This window comes from Parachryseolinea silvisoli (genome assembly GCF_021190955.1).
In the GTDB taxonomy this organism is placed as follows: Bacteria; Bacteroidota; Bacteroidia; order Cytophagales; family Cyclobacteriaceae; genus Ohtaekwangia; species Ohtaekwangia silvisoli.
This window is the reverse complement of record NZ_JAIOAO010000001.1, coordinates 1,462,349-1,483,715: the sequence shown is the minus strand read 5'-3', so window position 1 is coordinate 1,483,715 and position 21,367 is coordinate 1,462,349. Positions and strand designations below refer to the sequence as shown.

The 21,367-nt window shown below is 50.6% G+C and carries 14 protein-coding genes; 7 read left to right on the top strand and 7 right to left on the bottom strand.

All coding sequences use genetic code 11. The annotated features are described in order from the left end of the window. From K7P01_RS06145 to K7P01_RS06130, 4 genes are all read left to right on the top strand, one after another. Complete coding sequence (locus tag K7P01_RS06145) at positions 1 to 1,788, top strand: RagB/SusD family nutrient uptake outer membrane protein (RefSeq protein WP_267290947.1); 1,788 nt, start codon at positions 1 to 3, stop codon at positions 1,786 to 1,788. A gap of 16 nt (positions 1,789 to 1,804) precedes the next feature. Beyond that, entirely contained in the window at positions 1,805 to 3,376 is a 1,572-nt protein-coding gene (locus tag K7P01_RS06140) for a fibronectin type III domain-containing protein (protein WP_267290945.1), read from the top strand. A gap of 63 nt (positions 3,377 to 3,439) precedes the next feature. Beyond that, a complete protein-coding gene (locus K7P01_RS06135) occupies positions 3,440 to 4,777 on the top strand; it encodes a pectate lyase (protein WP_267290943.1) in 1,338 nt (445 codons plus the stop codon). Next, positions 4,764 to 5,741, top strand: a complete 978-nt coding sequence (locus K7P01_RS06130) for a pectinesterase family protein (RefSeq protein ID WP_267290941.1) — start codon at positions 4,764 to 4,766, stop codon at positions 5,739 to 5,741. The genes K7P01_RS06135 and K7P01_RS06130 overlap by 14 nt, the downstream gene beginning before the upstream one ends. Positions 5,742 to 5,748: 7 nt before the next feature. Here K7P01_RS06130 and K7P01_RS32050 read toward each other — a convergent pair whose 3' ends face one another. Beyond that, positions 5,749 to 5,958, bottom strand: a complete 210-nt coding sequence (locus K7P01_RS32050) for a PLD nuclease N-terminal domain-containing protein (RefSeq protein ID WP_397310840.1) — start codon at positions 5,956 to 5,958, stop codon at positions 5,749 to 5,751. A 184-nt stretch (positions 5,959 to 6,142) separates the two neighbouring features. Beyond that, on the bottom strand, positions 6,143 to 6,967 hold the full coding sequence (locus K7P01_RS06125) for a zinc-dependent metalloprotease (RefSeq protein ID WP_267290939.1): 825 nt from the start codon (positions 6,965 to 6,967) through the stop codon (positions 6,143 to 6,145). A 225-nt stretch (positions 6,968 to 7,192) separates the two neighbouring features. On the opposite strand from K7P01_RS06125, the gene K7P01_RS06120 reads away from it, so the two are divergent. Then, positions 7,193 to 9,760 (top strand): S8 family peptidase, encoded by a 2,568-nt coding sequence (locus K7P01_RS06120; RefSeq protein WP_267290937.1) that lies wholly within the window; start codon positions 7,193 to 7,195, stop codon positions 9,758 to 9,760. A gap of 21 nt (positions 9,761 to 9,781) precedes the next feature. Here K7P01_RS06120 and K7P01_RS06115 read toward each other — a convergent pair whose 3' ends face one another. The 5 genes from K7P01_RS06115 to K7P01_RS06095 form a co-directional block, all read right to left on the bottom strand. Beyond that, positions 9,782 to 10,273 (bottom strand): hypothetical protein, encoded by a 492-nt coding sequence (locus K7P01_RS06115; RefSeq protein ID WP_267290935.1) that lies wholly within the window; start codon positions 10,271 to 10,273, stop codon positions 9,782 to 9,784. 99 nt (positions 10,274 to 10,372) lie between these two features. Beyond that, positions 10,373 to 11,110: an SDR family oxidoreductase gene (locus K7P01_RS06110; protein WP_267290933.1), complete on the bottom strand. Its 738-nt coding sequence runs from the start codon at positions 11,108 to 11,110 to the stop codon at positions 10,373 to 10,375. Positions 11,111 to 11,177: 67 nt separating this feature from the next. Then, on the bottom strand, positions 11,178 to 12,068 hold the full coding sequence (locus tag K7P01_RS06105; RefSeq protein ID WP_267290931.1) for an AraC family transcriptional regulator: 891 nt from the start codon (positions 12,066 to 12,068) through the stop codon (positions 11,178 to 11,180). 26 nt (positions 12,069 to 12,094) lie between these two features. Beyond that, complete coding sequence (locus K7P01_RS06100) at positions 12,095 to 12,808, bottom strand: LytR/AlgR family response regulator transcription factor (protein ID WP_267290929.1); 714 nt, start codon at positions 12,806 to 12,808, stop codon at positions 12,095 to 12,097. A gap of 11 nt (positions 12,809 to 12,819) precedes the next feature. Continuing rightward, the gene (locus tag K7P01_RS06095; protein ID WP_267290927.1) at positions 12,820 to 13,890 is read right to left on the bottom strand and encodes a sensor histidine kinase; all 1,071 of its coding nucleotides are present in this window, start codon (positions 13,888 to 13,890) and stop codon (positions 12,820 to 12,822) included. 243 nt (positions 13,891 to 14,133) lie between these two features. On the opposite strand from K7P01_RS06095, the gene K7P01_RS06090 reads away from it, so the two are divergent. After that, the gene (locus tag K7P01_RS06090; RefSeq protein ID WP_267290925.1) at positions 14,134 to 16,539 is read left to right on the top strand and encodes an ABC transporter permease; all 2,406 of its coding nucleotides are present in this window, start codon (positions 14,134 to 14,136) and stop codon (positions 16,537 to 16,539) included. A gap of 175 nt (positions 16,540 to 16,714) precedes the next feature. After that, the gene (locus K7P01_RS06085) at positions 16,715 to 21,364 is read left to right on the top strand and encodes a hypothetical protein (RefSeq protein ID WP_267290923.1); all 4,650 of its coding nucleotides are present in this window, start codon (positions 16,715 to 16,717) and stop codon (positions 21,362 to 21,364) included. Positions 21,365 to 21,367 lie beyond the last annotated feature (3 nt).

Below are 21,367 nucleotides of genomic sequence, written 5' to 3'. Positions count from 1 at the left end.
ATGAAATCAATGATACAAAAAACACTCTATACCATTTCCGTGGCGATCGTCGGGCTCGTGGGCACATCGTGTAGCGATTACCTGGAAACACCCACGAAATCATCTCTTGGAGAGTCGGTCATCTTTTCAGATCCTGACCTGGCCAGGGGGGCCGTGGATGGCATCAAGGTTCCCTTAGGCGAAACGAACTCCTACCGCGGCCGTTTCCTGCCCTGGTATGGCATGAACACCGATGTGGAGTGGTATAACTCGTCCCAGACAGCGGGTGAGAATGCCGACCTGGCGGTATATAATGCCAAACCTAATAATACCAACATGAACACAGAGAACAATGCATGGGCCATGATGTACGCCGGCATCGAACGGGCAAATCTATGTATTCGCGGTCTTCGTTTATATGGCGATCCGCTGCCCGGTACCGAATTGGGCTATCTATTGGGTGAGTCATTAACATTGCGGGCGATTATATACGCAGACCTGGTCAAAACATGGGGCGACGTGGTAGCACGCTTTGAGCCGATCACCACGGAAACCATATACCTGCCGAAGTCAAGCCGCGACGTGATCTATAAGCAGCTTCTCGCCGACCTGGAAGAAGCCGCAACGCTGGTGCCCTGGCCCAATGAAACTACTGCTACATCCAGTGTCGAGCGCATCAACAAAGCCTTTGTGAAAGGACTCCGCGCCCGCCTTTGTCTGGCGGCCAGTGGCTATTCGCAATATCCGGATGGTATTCACAGAAGCACCGACCCGGCACTTTCCGTCTCCACGTTATACCCCATCGCGCGCCAGGAGTGCGAGGACGTGATCAACAGCGGTACGGCCATGTTGGAGCCGCTGTTTGAGACAGTGTTCAAGAAAAACAACCAGGACAACGTAACCGCTGGCGGCGAAACACTGTGGGAGCTGCCGTTTGCAGATGGCCGGGGACGGATGCTGTTTACCTTTGCTGTACGCCACCTGAGCGCAGATCAGCATACCGACCAGGCGCGTGGTGGGCAGGCTGGTCCCGTGCCCTCGCTGTTTTACGATTATGACCTCAAAGACACACGACGTGACATTACCTGTGTCCCGTATCAATACGGAACGGCAGACAAAGACACCAAATTTGCCAGGCAGGAATTGGTAAACCTCAATACATGGTTCTTTGGCAAATACCGTTACGAATGGATGGGCCGCCACGTTACATCCACGAACGACGACGGCGTGAACAAGCTCTACATGCGCTATGCTGAGATATTGTTCATGGCTGCTGAAACAGCCAATGAATTGGATGGTCCCGCTGCCGCCGCGCCCTACCTGAAGCAGATTCGTCAACGCGCCTTTGTTGCAAGTGACTGGCCAACAAAGGTAGATGCCTACATCAACGCGCTGAATACAAAAGAGGATATGTTTAAAGCCCTGGTAGAAGAGCATAAGTTTGAGTTCGCCGGCGAAATGGAGCGCAAGCAGGCCCTGATTCGTTGGAACCTGCTGAAAACGAAGCTCGACGAAGCAAAAGCCGACATGCATGCACTCCAGGATAAAACAGGTGACTATGCAGATGTACCTGGCGCGTTGTATTTCACATACGCAGCAGATAAGGAAACGCTGGTGGTGTATGGATTAAATCGCGGCGAGTCAGGCAGTGCCCCGTCGGGCTATACGCTGAAGGACTGGACCGAACTGGCAGATACCAAGATTGAGTCGCTCTACACCGGCGATCCGAATACCCGACAGTACTGGCCCATCTGGCAGATTTTTCTCGATGGGAGCAATGGTAAACTGGTAAATGATTACAATTATTAATCCAATCACGCAGTATATGAAAAACAGATATATACAGAAGGCTCTTTTTTCGAGTCTCTTTGCCTGCGCGTGTATGGCATGCGGTGACCTCGCAGACCCGGTCATGGAGGAGCTGGACTTAGATAGGGCCTATACGCCCACCGAGCTGACTGCCAAAATACGAAATTTAACCTCTATCGAGCTGGCGTGGAAAACGCGTTCGGACGTTGATCATTATGTCGTGGAATTCAGTCAGGACAGCCTGTCCTTTGGATCTATTATCCGCACAGTAACAGTGGAACCGAACGAACTGCCTTTACTGGAAACATTCGACAGCGAGACGCGCTACTCTGCCCGTGTTAAGGCGGTAAGTGCCATCGGCGCGTCAGATTCAAAATGGGCGGGAATTTCCATAGCGACAGCCATGGAAAATATCTTTCTGCCAATTGAAAATGGTGCGATCGATCAAAATAGCGCCAGATTGCGATGGCCCGCCAACAGTATGGCAACGCACATCCTGGTCAAACCTGGCGACATACGGCACGATATAACCGAAGCCGAAGTGGCGGCCGGAGCGGTCACGGTAACCGGGTTGTCGGAGGCGACCCGCTATACTGCTACACTCTATAATGCCACCAAACAACGTGGGCAGATAACATTTGAAACATTAGTGGATGGCACGCCGGTGCACCCGGAAGATGATTTGAGCGCAGTCGTCGCGGCCGCGGCCTCCGGCGATGTGCTGGTGCTATATCCGGGTGAGTACAAAGCGTATACAGGCGTAATCAATATCGACAAGGCCATCGCTATCCGGGGGCTTTATCCATACGACAAGCCTGTGGTGCATACGCAGTTTGCATTGCAGCCGGGTAGTGGTAACGTAATCGTGACCGACCTGAGTATGGATGGAAAGTATCTCACGACAGAAGGCAGCCCCGAAACATCACTGGACTATGCATTCGTTTACAGTGCTTCGGGCACCTATGGTACACTGACAGTAAAGGGATGTGAAATACATGACTATACTAAATCGCTTGCCTCGGGTTCCTCGTCGGTAGTGACTGAAATTCCGGGTATTACTTTTGATAATTGCATCGTGAGTGACATCCTAACGGTGTCGGCAGATTTCATTGACTTCCGTGCGGCGTATGTAGCTAACCTGACGCTAACCAACAGCACATTCAACTACTGTGCGCCAGGCAGGGACTTTGTTCGGCTCGATGCTGCGGCCGGACTTTCCGGCACCGGAAAAACGTCTGCGGTATTGATTGATCACTGCACGCTCTACGGCGTATCCAATACACAGGACCGGATCGTGTACGTACGCTTCGCGACCAATACACTGGAGATTCGCAATACGCTAATCGCCGCGACAGACGGATACTATACGAACCAATCCGGTTCATCACAACCTACTTGTAGCAATAATAATTATTTTAATGCCGCAGGTTTTTATACAGAGGCATATGTTGCCGGCGCGAAGACTGATATATCTGGAACCCACACCACGTTGGATCCAGGCTTTGCCAATGCCGCTACGGGAGACTTCACCATTAGCAATCAGGCGTTGATCGATAGAGAGGTGGGAGATCCACGCTGGAGGGACTAAATCATGGAAAAGAGGTGTGTTTGTAAAACACACCTCTTTCCTGTACTATTGAAGAGAGAATATATGAAGGTTCTAAAAATGGTCATCGTAGCCTTGGTCGTGCTAACGTATAGTGCCGCTTTGGCGCAGCAAAAGACACTGGCGTTTCCTGGGGCAGACGGTTTTGGAAAGTTTACCAGCGGCGGGCGTGGTGGGAAGATCTATATCGTTACAACATTGCAAGATGACGGGCCTGGCAGCTTTCGCGAAGCCGTCAAGGCAAAAGAAAAGCGGATCATTGTATTTGCCGTCTCAGGCAATATCGAATTGAAGTCACCCATCACCATTCATCATGGTGAGGTGACCATCGCTGGTCAGTCGGCGCCCGGCGATGGCATTTGCATTCAAAATCAGTCTGTATCCATCCAGGCCAACAACGTCATCATTCGTTTCCTTCGCTTCCGGCTGGGCGATCTGGCGGGTCAGGAAACCGATGCTTTTGGAGGTGCAAAGTATTCGGAGCATATTATCATCGATCACTGCTCTGTTAGCTGGGCGACCGACGAATGTGCTTCGTTCTATCGAAATCGTAACTTTACGCTGCAATGGTGCATTATATCCGAAAGCCTCAATAAGTCGGTGCATACGAAAGGCGAGCATGGCTACGGCGGCATTTGGGGCGGAATGGGTGCATCGTTTCATCACAATTTGCTGGCACACCATACCAGCCGTCTGCCGCGGTTCAGCGGATCGTCTACAACGCCTAATCCCCCCGACGAGCTTGTTGATTTTCGAAACAACGTTATTTACAACTGGGGCGGCAACAACACCTACGGGGGCGAGCGTGGTAAATACAACGTAGTAAATAACTACTATAAAGCAGGACCCGCCACCAAACCAAAGAGCAACTGGATGCTCAATCCCAGTGCGCCCTATGGTCGCTTTTATGTTGAGGGCAACGTCTATCACGGAAACGAAACGGTATCGGCCGACAATTGGAAGGGCGGTGTAAAAGCCGAGCATCCCGACTCAACACGCGTCGGGACTCCATTTGAGGTGGAGGCTATCAAAGTACAATCCGCACAGGCGGCGTTCGCCGATGTGATAAAATACGCCGGCGCCAGCCTGAAGCGTGATGCGGTGGATAAACGCATTGTACAAGAAGTGAAAACCGGTACAGCCACCTTCGGCCAGGCCCACGACGGTATTATTGACTCGCAACGTGATGTAGACGGATGGCCGGTGTTGCAATCAGCGCCCGCATGTAAAGATACCGACGCCGACGGACTGCCCGATGCGTGGGAGAAAAAACATCGCCTCAATGCCACCGATCCTTTGGACGCAATAACGACAGCTGCGGACTCGACGTATACGTATATAGAATGCTATCTTAACGAGCTGGTGAAAGATGTTATTCCGTAACACGATGCTGACGGCTGGCATGCGAAAGCTCGTGCTGGTATTCGGAATGCTGATTGCGGTTCTATTGCTGCATGCGCAACAACAAGTGGTGAGCGTAGCACAGGACGGCACCGGCAATTTTCGTACCATCCAGGAGGCCGTCAACGCCTCGGCCAATCATTCGCAAACCCGCATCGTAATCCTGGTAAAGAAAGGTACCTATAACGAAAAGCTGGTGATACCTTCCTGGAAGACAAACATCATGTTAAAGGGCGAGGATAAAGAGCATACCATCATTATCTGGAATGACTATTCCGGCAAAGGTGAGATCAATACCTTCACCTCGTACACGGTGTTGGTGCAAGGAAACGATTTCCGGGCGGAGAACATCACGTTCGAGAACTCGGCGGGTACCGGGGTAGGGCAGGCCGTCGCGTTACACGTGGAGGCAGACCGCTGTGTGTTCGTAAACTGCAAGATAGTCGCCAACCAGGACACGCTATATGCCGGTGTCGACAACAGTCGTCAATACTATCAAAACTGTTACATAGAAGGTACCACCGATTTTATCTTCGGCTCAGCCACCGTAGTATTTGATGGATGCCATATTCATGGAAAGAAAAACTCGTACATCACGGCAGCCTCTACGCCACAGCGACAGCGTTTTGGCTTTGTGTTCAGAAATTGCACCATCACGACATCGCCTGAAACAACAAAGCTTTACCTCGGCCGGCCCTGGCGCCCCTATGCAAAAACTGTTTTTATCGAGTGTAACCTGAGCGCGAGCATTTTGCCGGAAGGCTGGCATAACTGGAGTAAGCCAGATGCGGAGGGCACATCATTTTATGCCGAATATAAGTCTACTGGTGCCGGCGCCAGCCCGACGACGCGCGCTCCCTGGTCGCACCAGCTTACAGCAGCAGAGGTCAACGTCTATACGCTGGAAAATATCTTTGGCGATTGGAAGGCCGCCGCGCTGGATTGAAGTACCGTTATCTCGGTACTTTCGTCGTGCGCCCCCAGGCCCAGTAGAGAAGTACACCCAACCCGGGAATAAACAGGACGAAGAGAAGCCACAGGATCCGGTTAGACTGCTCTCTGAAGGATCCGCTAAATATGTCGATAATCGTCAAGATAAAGAAGGCCACCCAGGCTAGTGCCAAGGTGTACGCAAAATAGTTGTTTCCGATGTATGCTATCATATTTTGACTTATTCAGGATAATCAGCCGGCCGGCGCAACAGCAATCACAATTCACACAAGTGCAGCCAATACAATAATAGTAAATGAAACTCGCGGATACCCTAAATCCCCATAAAAAAATAGGAAAGCACCACGAATTACTCGTGGCGCTTTCCATAGGCTCTGAAAAGTCGGCAATGTTTAATTAATAGAGATACTGCAGCGCGATTTTATCGGCCGGGTTGAATGGTCTGTCGCTGCCATCGGTACAGGCCAGCATGTATGATCTGGCTGCCGCCGTCGCGCCTGTCGGCGTATTGGGGATGTGGTTAGCACCCACACCGGCAGTGCCTTCATTAGAAGCCGAGCCGCCGCAGCTGATCGCACGGTTGAAATAATCTGTGTGACGTAAACCAATGCAGTGGCCCATCTCATGCGCAAGGATGGTGGCGATGCCATTGGCAGACAGTCCATAGGTGCTTTGCAGAATACCACTCATTTGAATGGCGCTGTACGGATTTCCCGAAGACGTCGGGAAACCAGCCGAGCCCAGCACACCACTGTTTTCCTGTGACGACGACAAACGTGTGATGCGGATCGTAGCACCATTGCTGCTGGTTGTCCTGGAGAAGGTAAGTCTCAAACCTTCTGCATTATAGCGCGCAATGGCTGTATTCAACGCCGTTACATAGGTAGAACTAAAGTTTGTACCGATATAAACCGATATGTTACGGCTGCCGCTTACCAGGTTGTTGGTACTGTATTGCTCTGCGGTGGGCAGCGACTGGCCGGGTTTCATCTCGGCCAGGTCTGCCTGGGTCAGGTAAATATCACCCTCGACCAGGTAACCGTCTTCAAACTTAAAAGGAGCTTTATCGGTAACATCAAAGCCGAGCTCGACAAGCTTAGCCAGCACCTCTTTGGATACTTCGCTTTTTTTTAGCGGAGCTTCGTTTTCAGACTCCTGGCAGGAGTCAACGGTGATTAGCAGGGCCAGTAATAATGGGGTAATTGAAAGATACTTTTTCATTGGTTTAAAATTTAGGTTAACGAATAATGCGCCGACTCTAGAGCGCAATTGAAAGTATCATTAATCTGTCACTTATGAAAATAATCACCATGACTCTTTGTCGAATTATCGAAAGTATATAATTTTTGATCTGTTATATATATTGGATACCGGATATATGAGGTATTTATGATTTGCTAATACCGGATATGTAAGGTTGGTAGTTATGTATTATATTTATTCACTATGAGTCGCTGCAATATTTGTCTGTATTTGATTTTTTTAGCGTTAAATATCAATTCATTATATGCTCAGCCTAAGCTGTCGCCAAAATTCATCAACCAGAGTACGCGTATTGGTAATCAGGAAATCATCTTTTCGGTCACGTGTAAAGACAGCGCGGTCTTTAAACAGAAATATGCTGCCAATGCCAGGCTGCTGTATCATTATCCGGCAACAAACACATTTCGAATAAAGACTCGCTATGCAGTGGCGAAAGCGATGGAGGCAGATGCAAACGTTGTCTTTGTGGATATTCAGCAAATGCCGAAGACTGAAGCAGGAACCGACTACGCCGATCAAGCTTATAATAGAATAGAGAAAGCGCATAGAGTTTTCCCGGACTTGCGTGGAGAAAGTATCTCTGTCTCGATCAAAGAACAACGCTTTGATACGGCCGATATCGACCTTGCAGACCGCTCGTTCGAAACACCATTGACATCATCCTCCATGTCGCAGCATGCCACAACCATGGCAACGCTCATCGCAGGTGGTGAAAACACCGGCCCAACCGGGAAGGGAGTAGCACCGGCGGCGCGCATTACATCCGCGAACTTTGAAAATCTACTTCCGGATCCCGATGCGATCTTTACCGAATACAACATCCGCCTGCAGAATCACTCCTATGGCGTGGACATTGAAAACTACTACGGAAACGAAGCCGCCGCATACGATCAGCAAATGATGGTAAATCCGGAGCTTATGCATTTGTTCTCCGTGGGAAATCTGGGTGCACAGTCGCCCGACCACGGAATCTACAGCGGCATGAACCTGGCTAACCTTTCCGGAAATTTTAAACAAGCCAAGAACCCGCTCACCCTAAACGCCGTGGATACGACCCTTACCGTAAACGTATTAAACTCGCGCGGCCCGGCATACGACGGCCGCCTCAAACCCGAGCTCACTGCCTTCGGTCAGGACGGAACGTCCGATGCCTGCGCACTCGCCACGGGCATAACGGCCTTGTTACAGCAAGCATATTACGACGTCTACAACACCCACCCATCAGCCGCCGCCCTCAAAGCGATTCTCCTTGCCAGCGCCGACGACACAGGCCCGAGAGGAATCGACTTCACCTATGGCTACGGAAGTATTAACACCTACCAGGCATTGCAAACTATTTATGCGAAACAAACCCACACGATAACACTCGATAGCCGGCAACAACATACCATATCCATTACCGTTCCACCAAATACCACGACACTGCAAATCGCAGTCACGTGGAGTGATCCCGCCGCAAAACCCGGCAGCCCCCAGGCCCTCCTAAACAACATAGATGCTTACCTGTCGCGCGCGGATAATATATGGTATCCCTGGGTACTAAATTCATATCCTCACGCCGACTCACTGGCGGCTCCCGCCAAAAGGAAAAAGGATTCTCTCAACACGGTGGAGTACATCACGCTCGCCGCCCCCCCCGAAGGGTCATACGACCTAGTCATTACCGCGCCGCTACTCACGGCCGGCCAGCCGGTCGCCATAGCATACTGGTGGGAAAAAGAAAAGACATTTGAATGGGATTATCCTGTGGCAGAGGAAATCCTGCAGTCGGATAAGAATATAAAAATTTTCTGGAAAGGGAATAGCACACTCGCGGGCACCCTATCGTTACAGATAAATCACGGCGACTGGAATGTTATACAACAAAATGTTATTCTCCAGGGTGACTTCTCATGGCATGTGCCCGATACGTTGGGCACCGCGCGGTTAAAGATGACCGTGGGCGCCGAAGACTTTATATCCGATGAATTTACAATATCTCCCCAGCCGCGAATGAAGGTAGCCTTCCATTGCAATAACGACTTTGCCCTGACGTGGAACCCAATTCGTGGCGCGCAGCAATACGAACTCTATACCATGGGCGAACGATATCTTGAAAAGCTCCTCATTACAACCGACACCCTTGTCATACTTACCAAAACATCTGCGGGGAAGTTCTTTGCCGTGGCTCCTGTGTTGGGCAACACGACATCTCTGAAAAGTCAAACGATAGACTACACCCTACAGGGTGTACAATGCTACATCAATCTCTTTGAAGCGACCCGATACGATGCCGAGCACGTAAAGATTCGGCTCGACCTCGGCACAGTTGTCAACATCGATCACATTACGATCTATAAGACGACAGATCAGGAGCAGGTATTAGCCACCCAGGTGCCGGGTAGTTCCCTGGACTTTCAATGGTTTGACGATCAGCTCATCGCGGGCACCATGCAGTATCAAGCAGAGGTTGTATTACAAGACGGTACTGCGATCTTGTCCGATCCGTCGACTCTAAACATCGAGACAAAAGGAAAGGCGATTCTTTTTCCCAACCCCGTTTCTGCGGGCGAGCCACTTACTATACTCTCCGAGGGTGCTGGATTTACAATCACAATATTCGATAACATGGGCAGCGCTGTGCATAGCCAGAGACTGCTGGATGTCCTCGATGTTATTAATCTTCCCGCGCTTCGTCCGGGTTTATACCTCTACCAGTTTCAGGACCCGGCGGGTAAGATTGTATACGGGGGAAAGTTTATTAAACGCTGATACGCAGCGGGGCGCAAAAAATTAGACTATGTCAAATGCCCGCAACAACCGATAAACAATATATCCCAATGCCAACCCCCTTACAATCCAACTAAAAGTGGAGACCTTCAATTTTGCTTCTTCGATCGCCAGAGGAAGAACATCCTGGTTTATCCACTCCGGATTAAATTGCATACCGAATTGATAATACTGACTGTCGTTAGTCTGGATCTTTAGTATTTGCCCTTGTCCGAATAGAGAACCGATTTTTAAAAGATTCGCAGTCTTGATCGTATCCAACAAAATATTCCAGTCTCCGCATTTTATTCTTTGGTCCGTGAGCATCACCACGGCTCTTTTGGCCCCAATCCATTGTGCGCCGGTCTCGATCTCTTTATCGCCTTGCGTTTTAATTCCTTTTGCGCCGTCGGCAGCAAGTACTTTCTCCGAAGGATTTAGTCGTTGATAATTTTTCTTTGCTCGGTTAACGCCATAGAATAGGTCAACGACGGCTTTTTGTAGGTTGCTTATCATAAGATGCTGCTGTAATCACGTACTCGTGAGCGCTGTGAAAATCAGCAGCAAATATATTCCGTGCCTGGGTATTGTCAAAATAAATAGGCCAAACCGATATTACCAGGGGCTGATACCCGTTTCCGGCGAATTGTCATCACTAAAGAACTGCCCCGTTGGGCCGTCTGGCTCAAGCGTAGCGGCTTTCACCACGCGGATAGCTGCATCCGGCACAGTGCCCGTCCCGGAGTGATGGTTAAAGTCCGTCGCTGTATAACCCGGGTCTACCACGTTTACCTTAAAGGCGGTATCGCGCAAGTCATAAGCCAATACAATAGTATACGCATTGAGCGCGGCTTTGGAAGACGTATAAGCAGCGCCCTTCACGTGGTAATATTTCCAGGTTGGATCGTTGTGAAGTGTCAGAGAGCCCAAACCCGAGGTAACGTTCACAATACGAGGCTCCGGTGACTGCCGTAGCAGGTCAATGAAAGCCTGGGTGGTATTAATCACACCAAAGAAGTTAGTCTCAAAAACTTGTCTAAAGACCTTGGGATCGGTATTCAGCGACGTTTGCGGAAAGCTGCCGCTAATGCCCGCGTTGTTGATCAGTACATCCAATGACTTCGTTTTGGTTCCCAATATTTTGCGTGCTTCCTGGATAGAGTCCAGGGTATCGACGTCAATGATGATCGGTTCTGTGTGCTGCAGCCCTTCGGATTTTAGCTGGTCAACTGCTTGTTGGCCTTTCTGCAGATCGCGGCAGCCCAGGTATACATAATATCCTTGCTGCAGCAGTTGTCTGGCGGTTTCGAGGCCAATGCTTTTGTTTGCCCCTGTTATCAGTACTGTTTTCATAATTTGAGTTTGTAACAGTACAAAAGTACAAGGCTCTGCCAACCCGGCAGTGACACATTCGTCGGTGTTAATGGTACATTTTCCGGATGTTGGTCCGGTAGCCCGCGGGTGTCACACCGGTTTCCCGCTTAAAAAATCGATTGAAGTAAGATGCGTCTGAAAAGCCCAGGTCGAAGGCAATCTCTTTCAGCGGGTGGTTGGTGTGCACCAGCATGCGCCGCGCCTCCATTACCAGGCGGTCGTGGATGTGTTTGATCGCCGGCTTACCACTCTGGTTCTTTACTACCTCGCTCAGGTGTCCGGCGGAAATATTCAGGAGCGACGCATAATCGCTCACTTCGTGCAGCTGTTGAAAACGCTCATTGATCTTTGCCTGGAACTGCGCAAATAGTTGTTTGTCGATTGTCACGGTATCGTCTTCCTGAAATTGCTCGGTATACAGACGACTTAAATAGGTAAGCAGTACCGTAAGGTGTGCGGCCAGCATTCGCTGTTGCCACTCACCGGGGTGCAGATATTCTGTGTGGATCTTTTGCAATGTATCCTCTACTATAAGCGCATCGGCAGGAGCGAGCTGCAGCGCATGCCTGTTATGATAATCCTGAATGAGCGGCAGCGTGCTTATAGAAGCGTTTTGCAACGACAAGAATTCGGGAGTAAAAGCTACGCCCGTACTCCATACTTGTTTTGCTTCCTCTTTGACAATGATCTGGCCCGGGCGTAAAAAGTACACAGCATTCTTTTTGAGCACATACGGCGTCATGTCTACCCAATGACGGCCCGTGCCACGCTTGACAAAGACAAGCAGGTAGTGATCCTTGCGATGAGGAATCAGAAACTCCGCCGGATTGGGAAAGTTACCCTCGTAATTATACACCCTGAACTGTTTGTTGCCGGTGATCTCGTCCGGTTCCAGCGGAAGTACCGGTATCGCCAGATTGGCCTGGATTACTTGCATACCCAAAGCTATGACATTTTTTACCGTTATTCTTTAATGTTTAAAGCCGCCGCAATAACCTTCTTATAATTCGTCCCAATCGGCAATTCCACCGCATTAATCTCAATATCACTGGCAGTAAAAGCCGTGATCTTATCAACGTTCACCAGATAAGAACGATGTATCCGAAGAAACCTTTTTTCATCGAGCATACCTTCCACTTCCGAAATAGGCTGCTTCACAACCAGCTCCCGCCCCGTCATGTGCACCGTGATATAATCCTTATTACTTTCGATATACAAGATCTCCGCTACATCCACCTTATGGTGCTTTTTGTTCGATCGCAAGTAGACAAAATCCAGCGCCGGTTTTTCGGGCACCCGCTCAATGACCTTCACCGGACGTGCCAATTGCAGATACTTTTCAATAGCCTTGAGAAATCGTTCAAATGTAATGGGTTTTAGTAAGTAGTCAACCACGTCAAGATCAAACCCATCAATGGCGTAGTGACGAAAGGCAGAAGTGATGATGACTTTCGGCGGGCTTTTTAAATTCCGGATAAAGTCGAGGCCCGTGATCATAGGCATTTGGATGTCGAGGAACATCAGGTCGATGTCCTGGCTATTGAGAATGCTAAAGGCTGCCAGCGCGTTGTTACATGACGCCGTATGCTCGAACTGATCGAGCTTGGCCAGATGACTCTCTACCAACTCGCGGGCAAGGGGCTCGTCATCCACTACCAGGCATTTTACTGTATCCATCCGTCTCGGTTTTAGTGTAGTATGATCTGTAACTCGACCTTGTACTGATTTGTGTTATCGTCGATCGATAAGGTGTGTTTCCCGGAATACATAAGCTCCAGCTGCCGGCGGATATTTTTTAAGCCAATACCGGGTGGAGTGTTGTCGCCCAGGGCAGCAGCCTTGGTATTGCTCACCGAAAAGGTCAGTTTCGATTCAATCACTTGCAGGTCGATATCGATAGTAGCCTTTCCGATGCCTCTGCTCACACCGTGCTTAAAAGCATTTTCGACAAGTGAAAGCATAATCAAAGGGGCTACTGTAGCAGTACCGGAGTTAGCAGGCGCGTTGAATTTTATGCTTACATCATCGTTTATCCGTAGCCTTTCGAGGGCCAGGTAGTTCTCGATCAGTTGTACTTCACCCTGTACCGGCACAGCATGGTCGCTACACCGGTATAGCATGTAATCGAGCGTTTCGGATAGCCTCGCGACGACCTCGGGCGCCTGCGGCGATGCCTTTAGCGTGAGCATATACAGGTTGTTCAACGTGTTGAAGAGGAAGTGCGGATTCAACTGGTTTTTCAGGAATGTCATTTCGGCTAACAACATCTGCTTTTCGATCGCCTCGCGTTGTCGTTCTTTTTTGTGTTGTATCCGCACGAGCTTGATCAGGCCCATGATGACAGCCGGTGTGTAGAAGGACGTGATGTACATCAGGAATTTCGAAAAGGAAAGATACATGGTCGCCGAGTGCACCGTATGACTTCTATAATAGGTGGGATATTTCGGTTCGGCGTAGAACGCCCTGTAATACGAATTCCCGATCGATACGATGTAAGCAGAGACGAGTAGGATGACAATAAACGGAATGTATTTCCCCCGCATCAAAAATCGTGGCAGCAGGAAGTAGGTGACGAAATAGGCAATGAGGATTTGTACGGGTAGCTTGGTGAGGTACACCTCCAGGATCGCATCTTTGTTTTCTGAACCGGTCCAGTTTTCCACAAGACCATATACCAGGACGGCGACCCAAAAAAGGCTGTGCCATACAATCCGGGGGACCACGATACGGCCTGTGATGGAAGGAATTTTGTCAAGCATAGATCTGATTCAAAGATAGTATTTACGATCGGTTTGTGGCACCCGGCGCACCACCGGCCATCAAAGCGTGACAACGAAGGACGAATTGAATGCAACGGTCGACGAATGATAGGAACAGGCAGGCCAACCCATTCGTCGATGGTTGGCATCCAATACCAGGCCGTTACCGGGTAAACGTCGCCTGAAGGCAATAGCAGTAGGGTACACCCCGTATACTTGAATAGTATACCATTCTGACAGAAGATGCTAAAAAACTACCTAACCGCCGCCTGGCGCAATTTCAGTAAACGGCAATTTTATTCCCTCATCAATATGGCGGGGTTGGCCGTCGGTCTTGCCTGTGGCGCACTCATCTATTTGTACGTGCGCTACGAAGTGAGCTACGATCGGTTTCATCAAAAGGCAAAACGCATTTATCGTGTAAACGAGTTTTTTGCAACAGGAGGTGTGGTGAGTGAACGCTCCGCCAGCATTCCCTTTCCCATGGCCGATGCATTAAGGCTCGACTATGATAACCTGGTAGAGGAAGTCGTGCGGTTGTATAATTTTCAATCGCCGATACTCACCGTAGCCCACGAGCCGACCGATCGGGTCTTCAATGAGCGTAATTTTTTCTTTGCCGATTCAACCTATAGCCGTGTTTTCGACCTGATCATGCTCGCAGGAAATAGCAGCACAGCCCTGAACAACTCCCATGCGGTTATGCTGTCGGCATCCACCGCCCGCAGGTATTTTGGAGAGGAGGCACCGCTGGGAAAGCTGCTGCTGTTTCAGAACCGCGAGAGCCTGATCGTGACTGGAGTATACCAGGATGCGCCCTATAATGCCCACATGCACCCCGATTTTATAGCATCGTTTTCAACACTCAAGAGCTTTTATGAAGGAGACTATCCGCAGAGCTGGCACTGGAATCCATGCTGGACGTACGTGTTAGTAAACGATAACGTTCAACCGAAAGTCCTCGAAGCACACCTGCCGGCATTCGTAAAGAAACACCTTCCCGAAAGTTTTCGCGACGAAGTAAGCTTACGCTTGCAGGCGCTAACAGACATTCACCTGAAATCACACCTCGAATTTGAAATAGAAGCCAATGGAAACGCAGACGATATTTATATTCTCGCCGGCATCGCCTTATTCGTGTTGCTGATAGCGTGTATCAATTTCATGAACCTTTCCACCGCGCAGTCGGTACGGCGTGCCAAAGAAGTAAGCCTGCGCAAAACCATCGGCGCATCACGAGCCCAGCTCATCGGGCAGTTCATGATTGAATCGGCCATGATCGGTATACTGTCCGTTGCCATGGCTGTGGCCCTGATCGTATTCGCTTTACCATACTTCAACCATTTCACCGGAAAGAAGCTGACGTTCAACATACTGGATCCGCTGCTGCTGGGAGGATTGTTTATAACAGGAGCGATGGTGGCCTGGTTGTCGTCCATACATCCCGCGTGGATCCTCAGCTCCTTTCAGCCGGCAAAAGCCATGAAAGCCGGTAAGACACTTGGGAAGGGAATATCGCTTCGCGAAGTACTGGTAACGTTTCAGTTCGTCATCTCCATTGTATTGATTATTGTTACCGGCGTGGCTGTGAAGCAAGTCAACTTTTTGAGGGGTGGATCACTCGGGTTTGCAAAAGACAATGTCGTGATGATTCCGGTCATTCGCACACCCATCGCGCAACACTATCAAACTATGGTAGAAGAGGCTCTGCGGCAGTCGTCTATCGAGTCCGTTACGGCCGTAGAGGAAATAGTGGGAGCCAAGCACCAGGGGGGAAGTTATAGGTTTGAAGGCATGGAGAAATCACAGCTCTTTCCGCGTCTCAAGGTGCGGCACGACTTTACAAAAACCTTCCAAATTCCGCTGCTGGCCGGGCGGGATTACATCCTCGACAATCGCGCTGACGATACCGTGTCCGTTGTAGTGAATGAAACACTCGTAAAAAGATTTAAATGGACGCCCGAAGAAGCCATCGGCCGGTTCTGCCAGGTAGGCCGTTTTCGTGCGCAGATCATTGGCGTCGTACAGGATTTTAACTTCACCTCAAAACAACAACCGATTGCGCCGCTCGTACTTCAGTTAAACAATGCCCCCACGGCCTTTGACCTTAGCCTGAAATACCTTGCCGTGCGCATCAAGCCCGGTACACAGCAGCAGTCGCTTGCCGCGCTAGAGGCGCTGTGGCAAAAATTTCTACCCGGCCGTCCATTCGAATATTTCTTTTTGGACCATACCCTCAACAATAGCTATGCCTCAGAAGCCAATCTTATTAAAGTATCCACAGCCTTTTCACTGTTGGCCGTAGCCGTGGCGTGTTTGGGGCTGTTCGGGCTGGCGTCTTTTCACACCGATCAGCGCAAGCGCGAAGTATCGATTCGCAAAGTGCTCGGGAGTTCGACCGGCCAGGTCGTTGCCTTAATGCTTTCCTATTACCTGAAATTACTGGGCGCGGCGGTGCTGGTAGCCCTTCCGTTTGCGTGGTTTACGATGACGCGGTGGTTGTCGGGCTATGCGTATCGCATTAACCTGCCCTGCGGAATCTTTTTGCTGGCCTCGTTACTGGTTACGGCGGTGGCGGTGGTTGCCGTGGGCTACAAATCCTACGCAGTGTCAAGAATTAACCCCGTGCAGTCTCTCCGCTCAGAATGACGTTCGGCGACAGGGTGTCTACAAAACCCTCAATTCAATTCAAAAATGCATCTACAATTTTAAGCAACGGCGTTTCAGACACTTCTGTAGACCATTTGTAGTACCGCCGCGCCACAAACCGTACCGTCCATATCCCATCTTTGTGACGTAGAAAAGCAGGTCTTTACCTCTCATTATGTGTTTAACTTCTCCCGCGAAACGCAGGATCTTGTATCTGTTAGGGCTTTGCCTTGCGTTGGTTGTTTGTTCTCTTCCCGCGTATAGCGTTGCATCCACCGATCCTACGGATTCCACCGCCGCCGATGCGCCCGTCCCGTCCGTTGGCGATATCAGAAATTTTCCACAACTCAATCAGTTGTTGTCACAAGAATTTCTGTTCGACAACCATACCAGCGAGCTGACACAGGAATATCTTCAGCACTATGTAGGCCAGCAAACCGCAGCCGAGTCGTTGAAGCAGCGCGCACAGGACGTGATCGAAAAGCTGATCGACATCAACAACTTTGTCGGTGAGCTTCGCCCCGATGGATTGTTTCAGCTTCCGCTGGGAATGAAAAAGGAGGTCAATGGCCGGAACATTATTATCGCGATCAGCCAGGTAAAGTTTCAGGCGACATATGCCGAGCTCACCGCCTTTGCCCGCATCGAAATACCACAAGAACCGAAAGAGCTCTTTTTTGGCCTGGAAGGTATCAAGCTCTCGTATGATGGGGGAATCGTAGGCGATGCGAAATTGGTGTTGCTGGGCGATATACCCGTGCGCATCAACGGTGGCAGCAGTGCACTCTTATTAAAAGGAGAGAATAACCTGGCCGGGTCCGCTTCCACGGGCTCGCGCACATACCTGACCTTTGATTGCAATGGTTTTAAAGAGTTGGGCATTGCCGCGGATGTGGAGTTTCCCCGAAGCCTTCTGATTCCCGTAAACGCAACAGGCGAGCGTATTGAAGATCCCAACAAACGCGTAAAAGGGTCGTTTGCCACGGTGGTAGCCGACTGGAGCGATATGCTCATCGAGTTGAACCTTCCCGATTTTCAAATACCGTACTTAAACGACATCGTCTTTCAGCTTCGCGGCGCAGTGCTCGACCTGAGCGATATACGCAACAGTCCCAATATAATTTACCCGCGCAACTACGAGACGAATTACATGACGCCGGGCAGTCCCGAGCTTTGGCGTGGTGTATACGCAAAAACGGTAGGCATCACGTTGCCGAAGCAGTTTGAAGATAGCGCAGATCCTGGCAAACGCATTTCGTTTACAGGCATGAACATGCTGATCGACAACAACGGATTGTCGGGTTATTTCGCGGAGAAAAGTGTACTGCCCATTGAGAATGGAACGGCATCGGGATGGAAATTCTCCGTGGATGAAATCGGCATTGCCCTGGAGGCAAACAACCTTACCGGTGCATCCTTTAAAGGATTGATCGGCCTGCCCGTAGCCGAAGACGATCTGTTTGCCTACACGGCTGTCATGATGCCCGACGACTACATGCTGCGGGTAGAAACACGCAACAAACTCGACTTCACGTTATGGAAAGCCAAAGTCGAGATAGATCCCAACTCGTGGGTACAGCTTCACCTCAAAGACGATCACTTCCGCCCGGAAGCCATGCTGCACGGGCGGATGAGCATGGGCATCAGCAGCAGCGACGGTGGTGGCAGCTCCCTCGGAAAATTTGATGGCCTTGAATTTCGCTCCCTGCACATCATGACCGAAGCGCCCTACCTCGAAGTAGAATACTTTGGCTATGCCGGCGAAGTAAAGTTTGCCAGCTTTCCCGTGTCGCTGGAAAATATTGCTGTTACCGCGCAGAACGGCAAGGCAGCACTGGGCTTTACCATCAAACTGAACCTCATGGAGTCGCAGTTTGGCGCCACCACCCGGCTACAGGTAAAGAGCGCGTTGCGGCGCGATGAGCACGGCAACCAGTCGTGGAAGTACGATGGTATCGGCATTAGCGCCATTACTATACACGCCACGATCAGCGGCACGCTGAAAATCGACGGCTCGATCGTCATCATGGAAGACGATCCGATATACGGCAATGGCGTGGCTGGTCAGTTGCAGGCAACCTTTATTCCGATTAATGTAGAAGTAAAGGCTCGGGCCATGTTCGGCTCGAAAGAATTCCGCTATTGGTTTGTAGACGGCTCGGTGTCGTATGGCGACGGTATACCCGTGGTGGGCCCGTTGCGCATCCACGGCTTTGGTGGCGGTGCGTCGTACCACATGAAGCGAAGCATAGCCAATAACATGAGCTACGTGCCCGATGCCAAGACCTACTTCGGCATTAAAGCCGCTGTATTGTTTAACATCGCCACCCGCAGCCTGATCGATGGCGAAGCCTCATTCGAAATAGGCTTCAATAAAAATTTTGGTATCAACTACATCGGCATCTTTGGCGACGCCAAGTTCATGGGTAAGATACCCGGTACGGAAAATATAGAAGAGTTTGTCAACGAACAAAAAGAGACGCTGGCAAAATATGAAGAAGCGTATCTGAAAGACAACCCGTTGCTAGCCAAACAGCTGGACCGCATGAAGATGGAAGAGCCCTCGCGTGCTGCCCAGGCAATCATGGGCGATTTGAACAAGATCGGTTCCAGCGGCATGATATCGGCACACGTCGGCATGCTCATGGATTTTTCGGAAAAAACATTCCACTCTACGTTTGATGTATATGTAAACGTAGCCGGCGGTTTGTTACGCGGCACCGGTGCCAACAACCGCGCCGGCTGGTCGGTTATGCACATCGGTCAGGGCGAGTGGTACGTACACATGGGTACGCCCGTCGACCGCATGGGCATACAATTTGGCCTTGGCAGCATGAGCATGAAGACCGGTGCCTACTTCATGGCGGGCAGCAAAGTGCTGGACGCACCCCCGCCACCCAGCATGGTGGCCGACATCCTCGGCATCGAACTTAAAAAGCTCGACTACATGCGTGACCTCAACGCACTGGCCGATGGCCGCGGCTTTGCATTCGGTACAGACTTTAGCGTCTCCACCGGCGACATCAACTTCCTGATACTCTACGCAAACTTTGAAGCAGGAGCCGGTTTCGATATCATGCTGCGCGACTATGGCTCCGCTCATTGCGAAGGGTCAAACGACCCCATCGGTATCAGCGGCTGGTATGCCAACGGGCAGGCTTATGCGTATTTACAGGGTGAAGTGGGCGTATCGATTCGCCTGTTTGGTATCAAGAAAAAGTTCTCGGTCATGAGTGGCGGCGCCGCCGTGCTGCTGCAAGCCAAGTTGCCCAATCCCACCGCCTTTAAAGGCTACCTGGCCGTGCGTGTGGATGTGCTGGGAGGATTGGTCAGCGGTAGCTTCCGCCTGAAGATATCACTGGGTGACGATTGCCATATTGTAAACGATTCGGGCAGCCCGCTGGTACTGAACGTAATCTCCGACCTCAAACCGGTGGATCAATCTAAAGCAGTAGACGTATTCGCCGCGCCACAGGCAGCTTTTAACATGCGCATGGAGCAACCATTCTACATCGACGACGACGAGGGCACGAAGACCTATCGCATCCGCCTGGAAGAATTTACCGTAACCGAAAACGGTCAGGCTGTGCCCGGCAAGCTGGTGTGGAATAACAACCAGGACATTGCCACCTTCTATTCTACCGAAGTACTGCCGCCGCAGAAAGAGCTGAAAGCACGTGTGCGGGTAAGCTTTGAAATACAACGCGGTGAAACGTGGCAACAAGTAATGGACCAGGGCCAGAAAGCCGTCGAGTCAAAAGAGGTAACCTTTGTGACCGGTACAGCACCCGACAACATTCCGTTGTCCAACGTCGAGTATGCCTACCCGGTGGTGGACCAACGTAACTATTACCGCGATGAAAGCCCGGCGGGGTATATCCAGCTGAAACGTGGTCAGTCCTATCTGTTCCCGACCGATTGGAACTACGAAATCCGCATGGGCCAAACCGGCAAAGTATATGGTAAACAGACGGTAGTCTATAACGTTGCTGAGAAGCGCATTGACTTTACCATCCCCACACTGGAATTGTCGAATACCTATTTCATGGGCCTTGTCGCCGTGCCGACCGACCCGGGCAAGGCACAGCAGCCTGGTGCAACACCCGAGCAACGCATTCAAACAGAAGACGGCGACCTGACCGTTAAAAACAACCAGGCGGCCGACGTGTTGCAGGTAGGCTTAGGCAAAAGCCTGATCGACTACTCGTTCCACACCAGCAAGCACACGCGCTTTGCCGACAAGGTAAAAGGCCTGTCGATTCGCGAGCCGTATGTAGGCAAGGTTTCGTCGGATGTCATCAACCTGCAGCCCCTCATGGCCAGCTACGAGCCGTTCGATGTGCATGAGATTACCGGTACAAGTTATACGCATGAGTCGCCGCTGGTAATTGTCAACGCCATTCCCGACGACGAGCATTACCGTCAGGATATTTACCCGCTGTTGTACAGATACTATCCGGTGGCGCAAAACATTGTGCTGACCAACCGCGATACAACCGAGCTGGGCTTATACCCGCGCCGTGCTCTGCCGGTGCAGCAGTTCTATGTAAACGCACTGAGCGATGAGTCGAGTCCACACCCGGCCACGCGTATGCCGTATACCTACGACCTCACGCGCACCTACCAGCGCGACTTCATCGACCTGCAGGCACAGATCGTGAACAGATTCCTGGGCACATCGCAGCAAAGCCAATACGCCTATATCATTATGGGCACCTATCCCATGATGCGCTATGGGCCCTACAAGGTACACTTCCAGTATATGCTGCCCGACGGTAGCAAAGGTTCATCGGGAGTGTTCTCGTACTTTAATCCGATCAAGTAACAA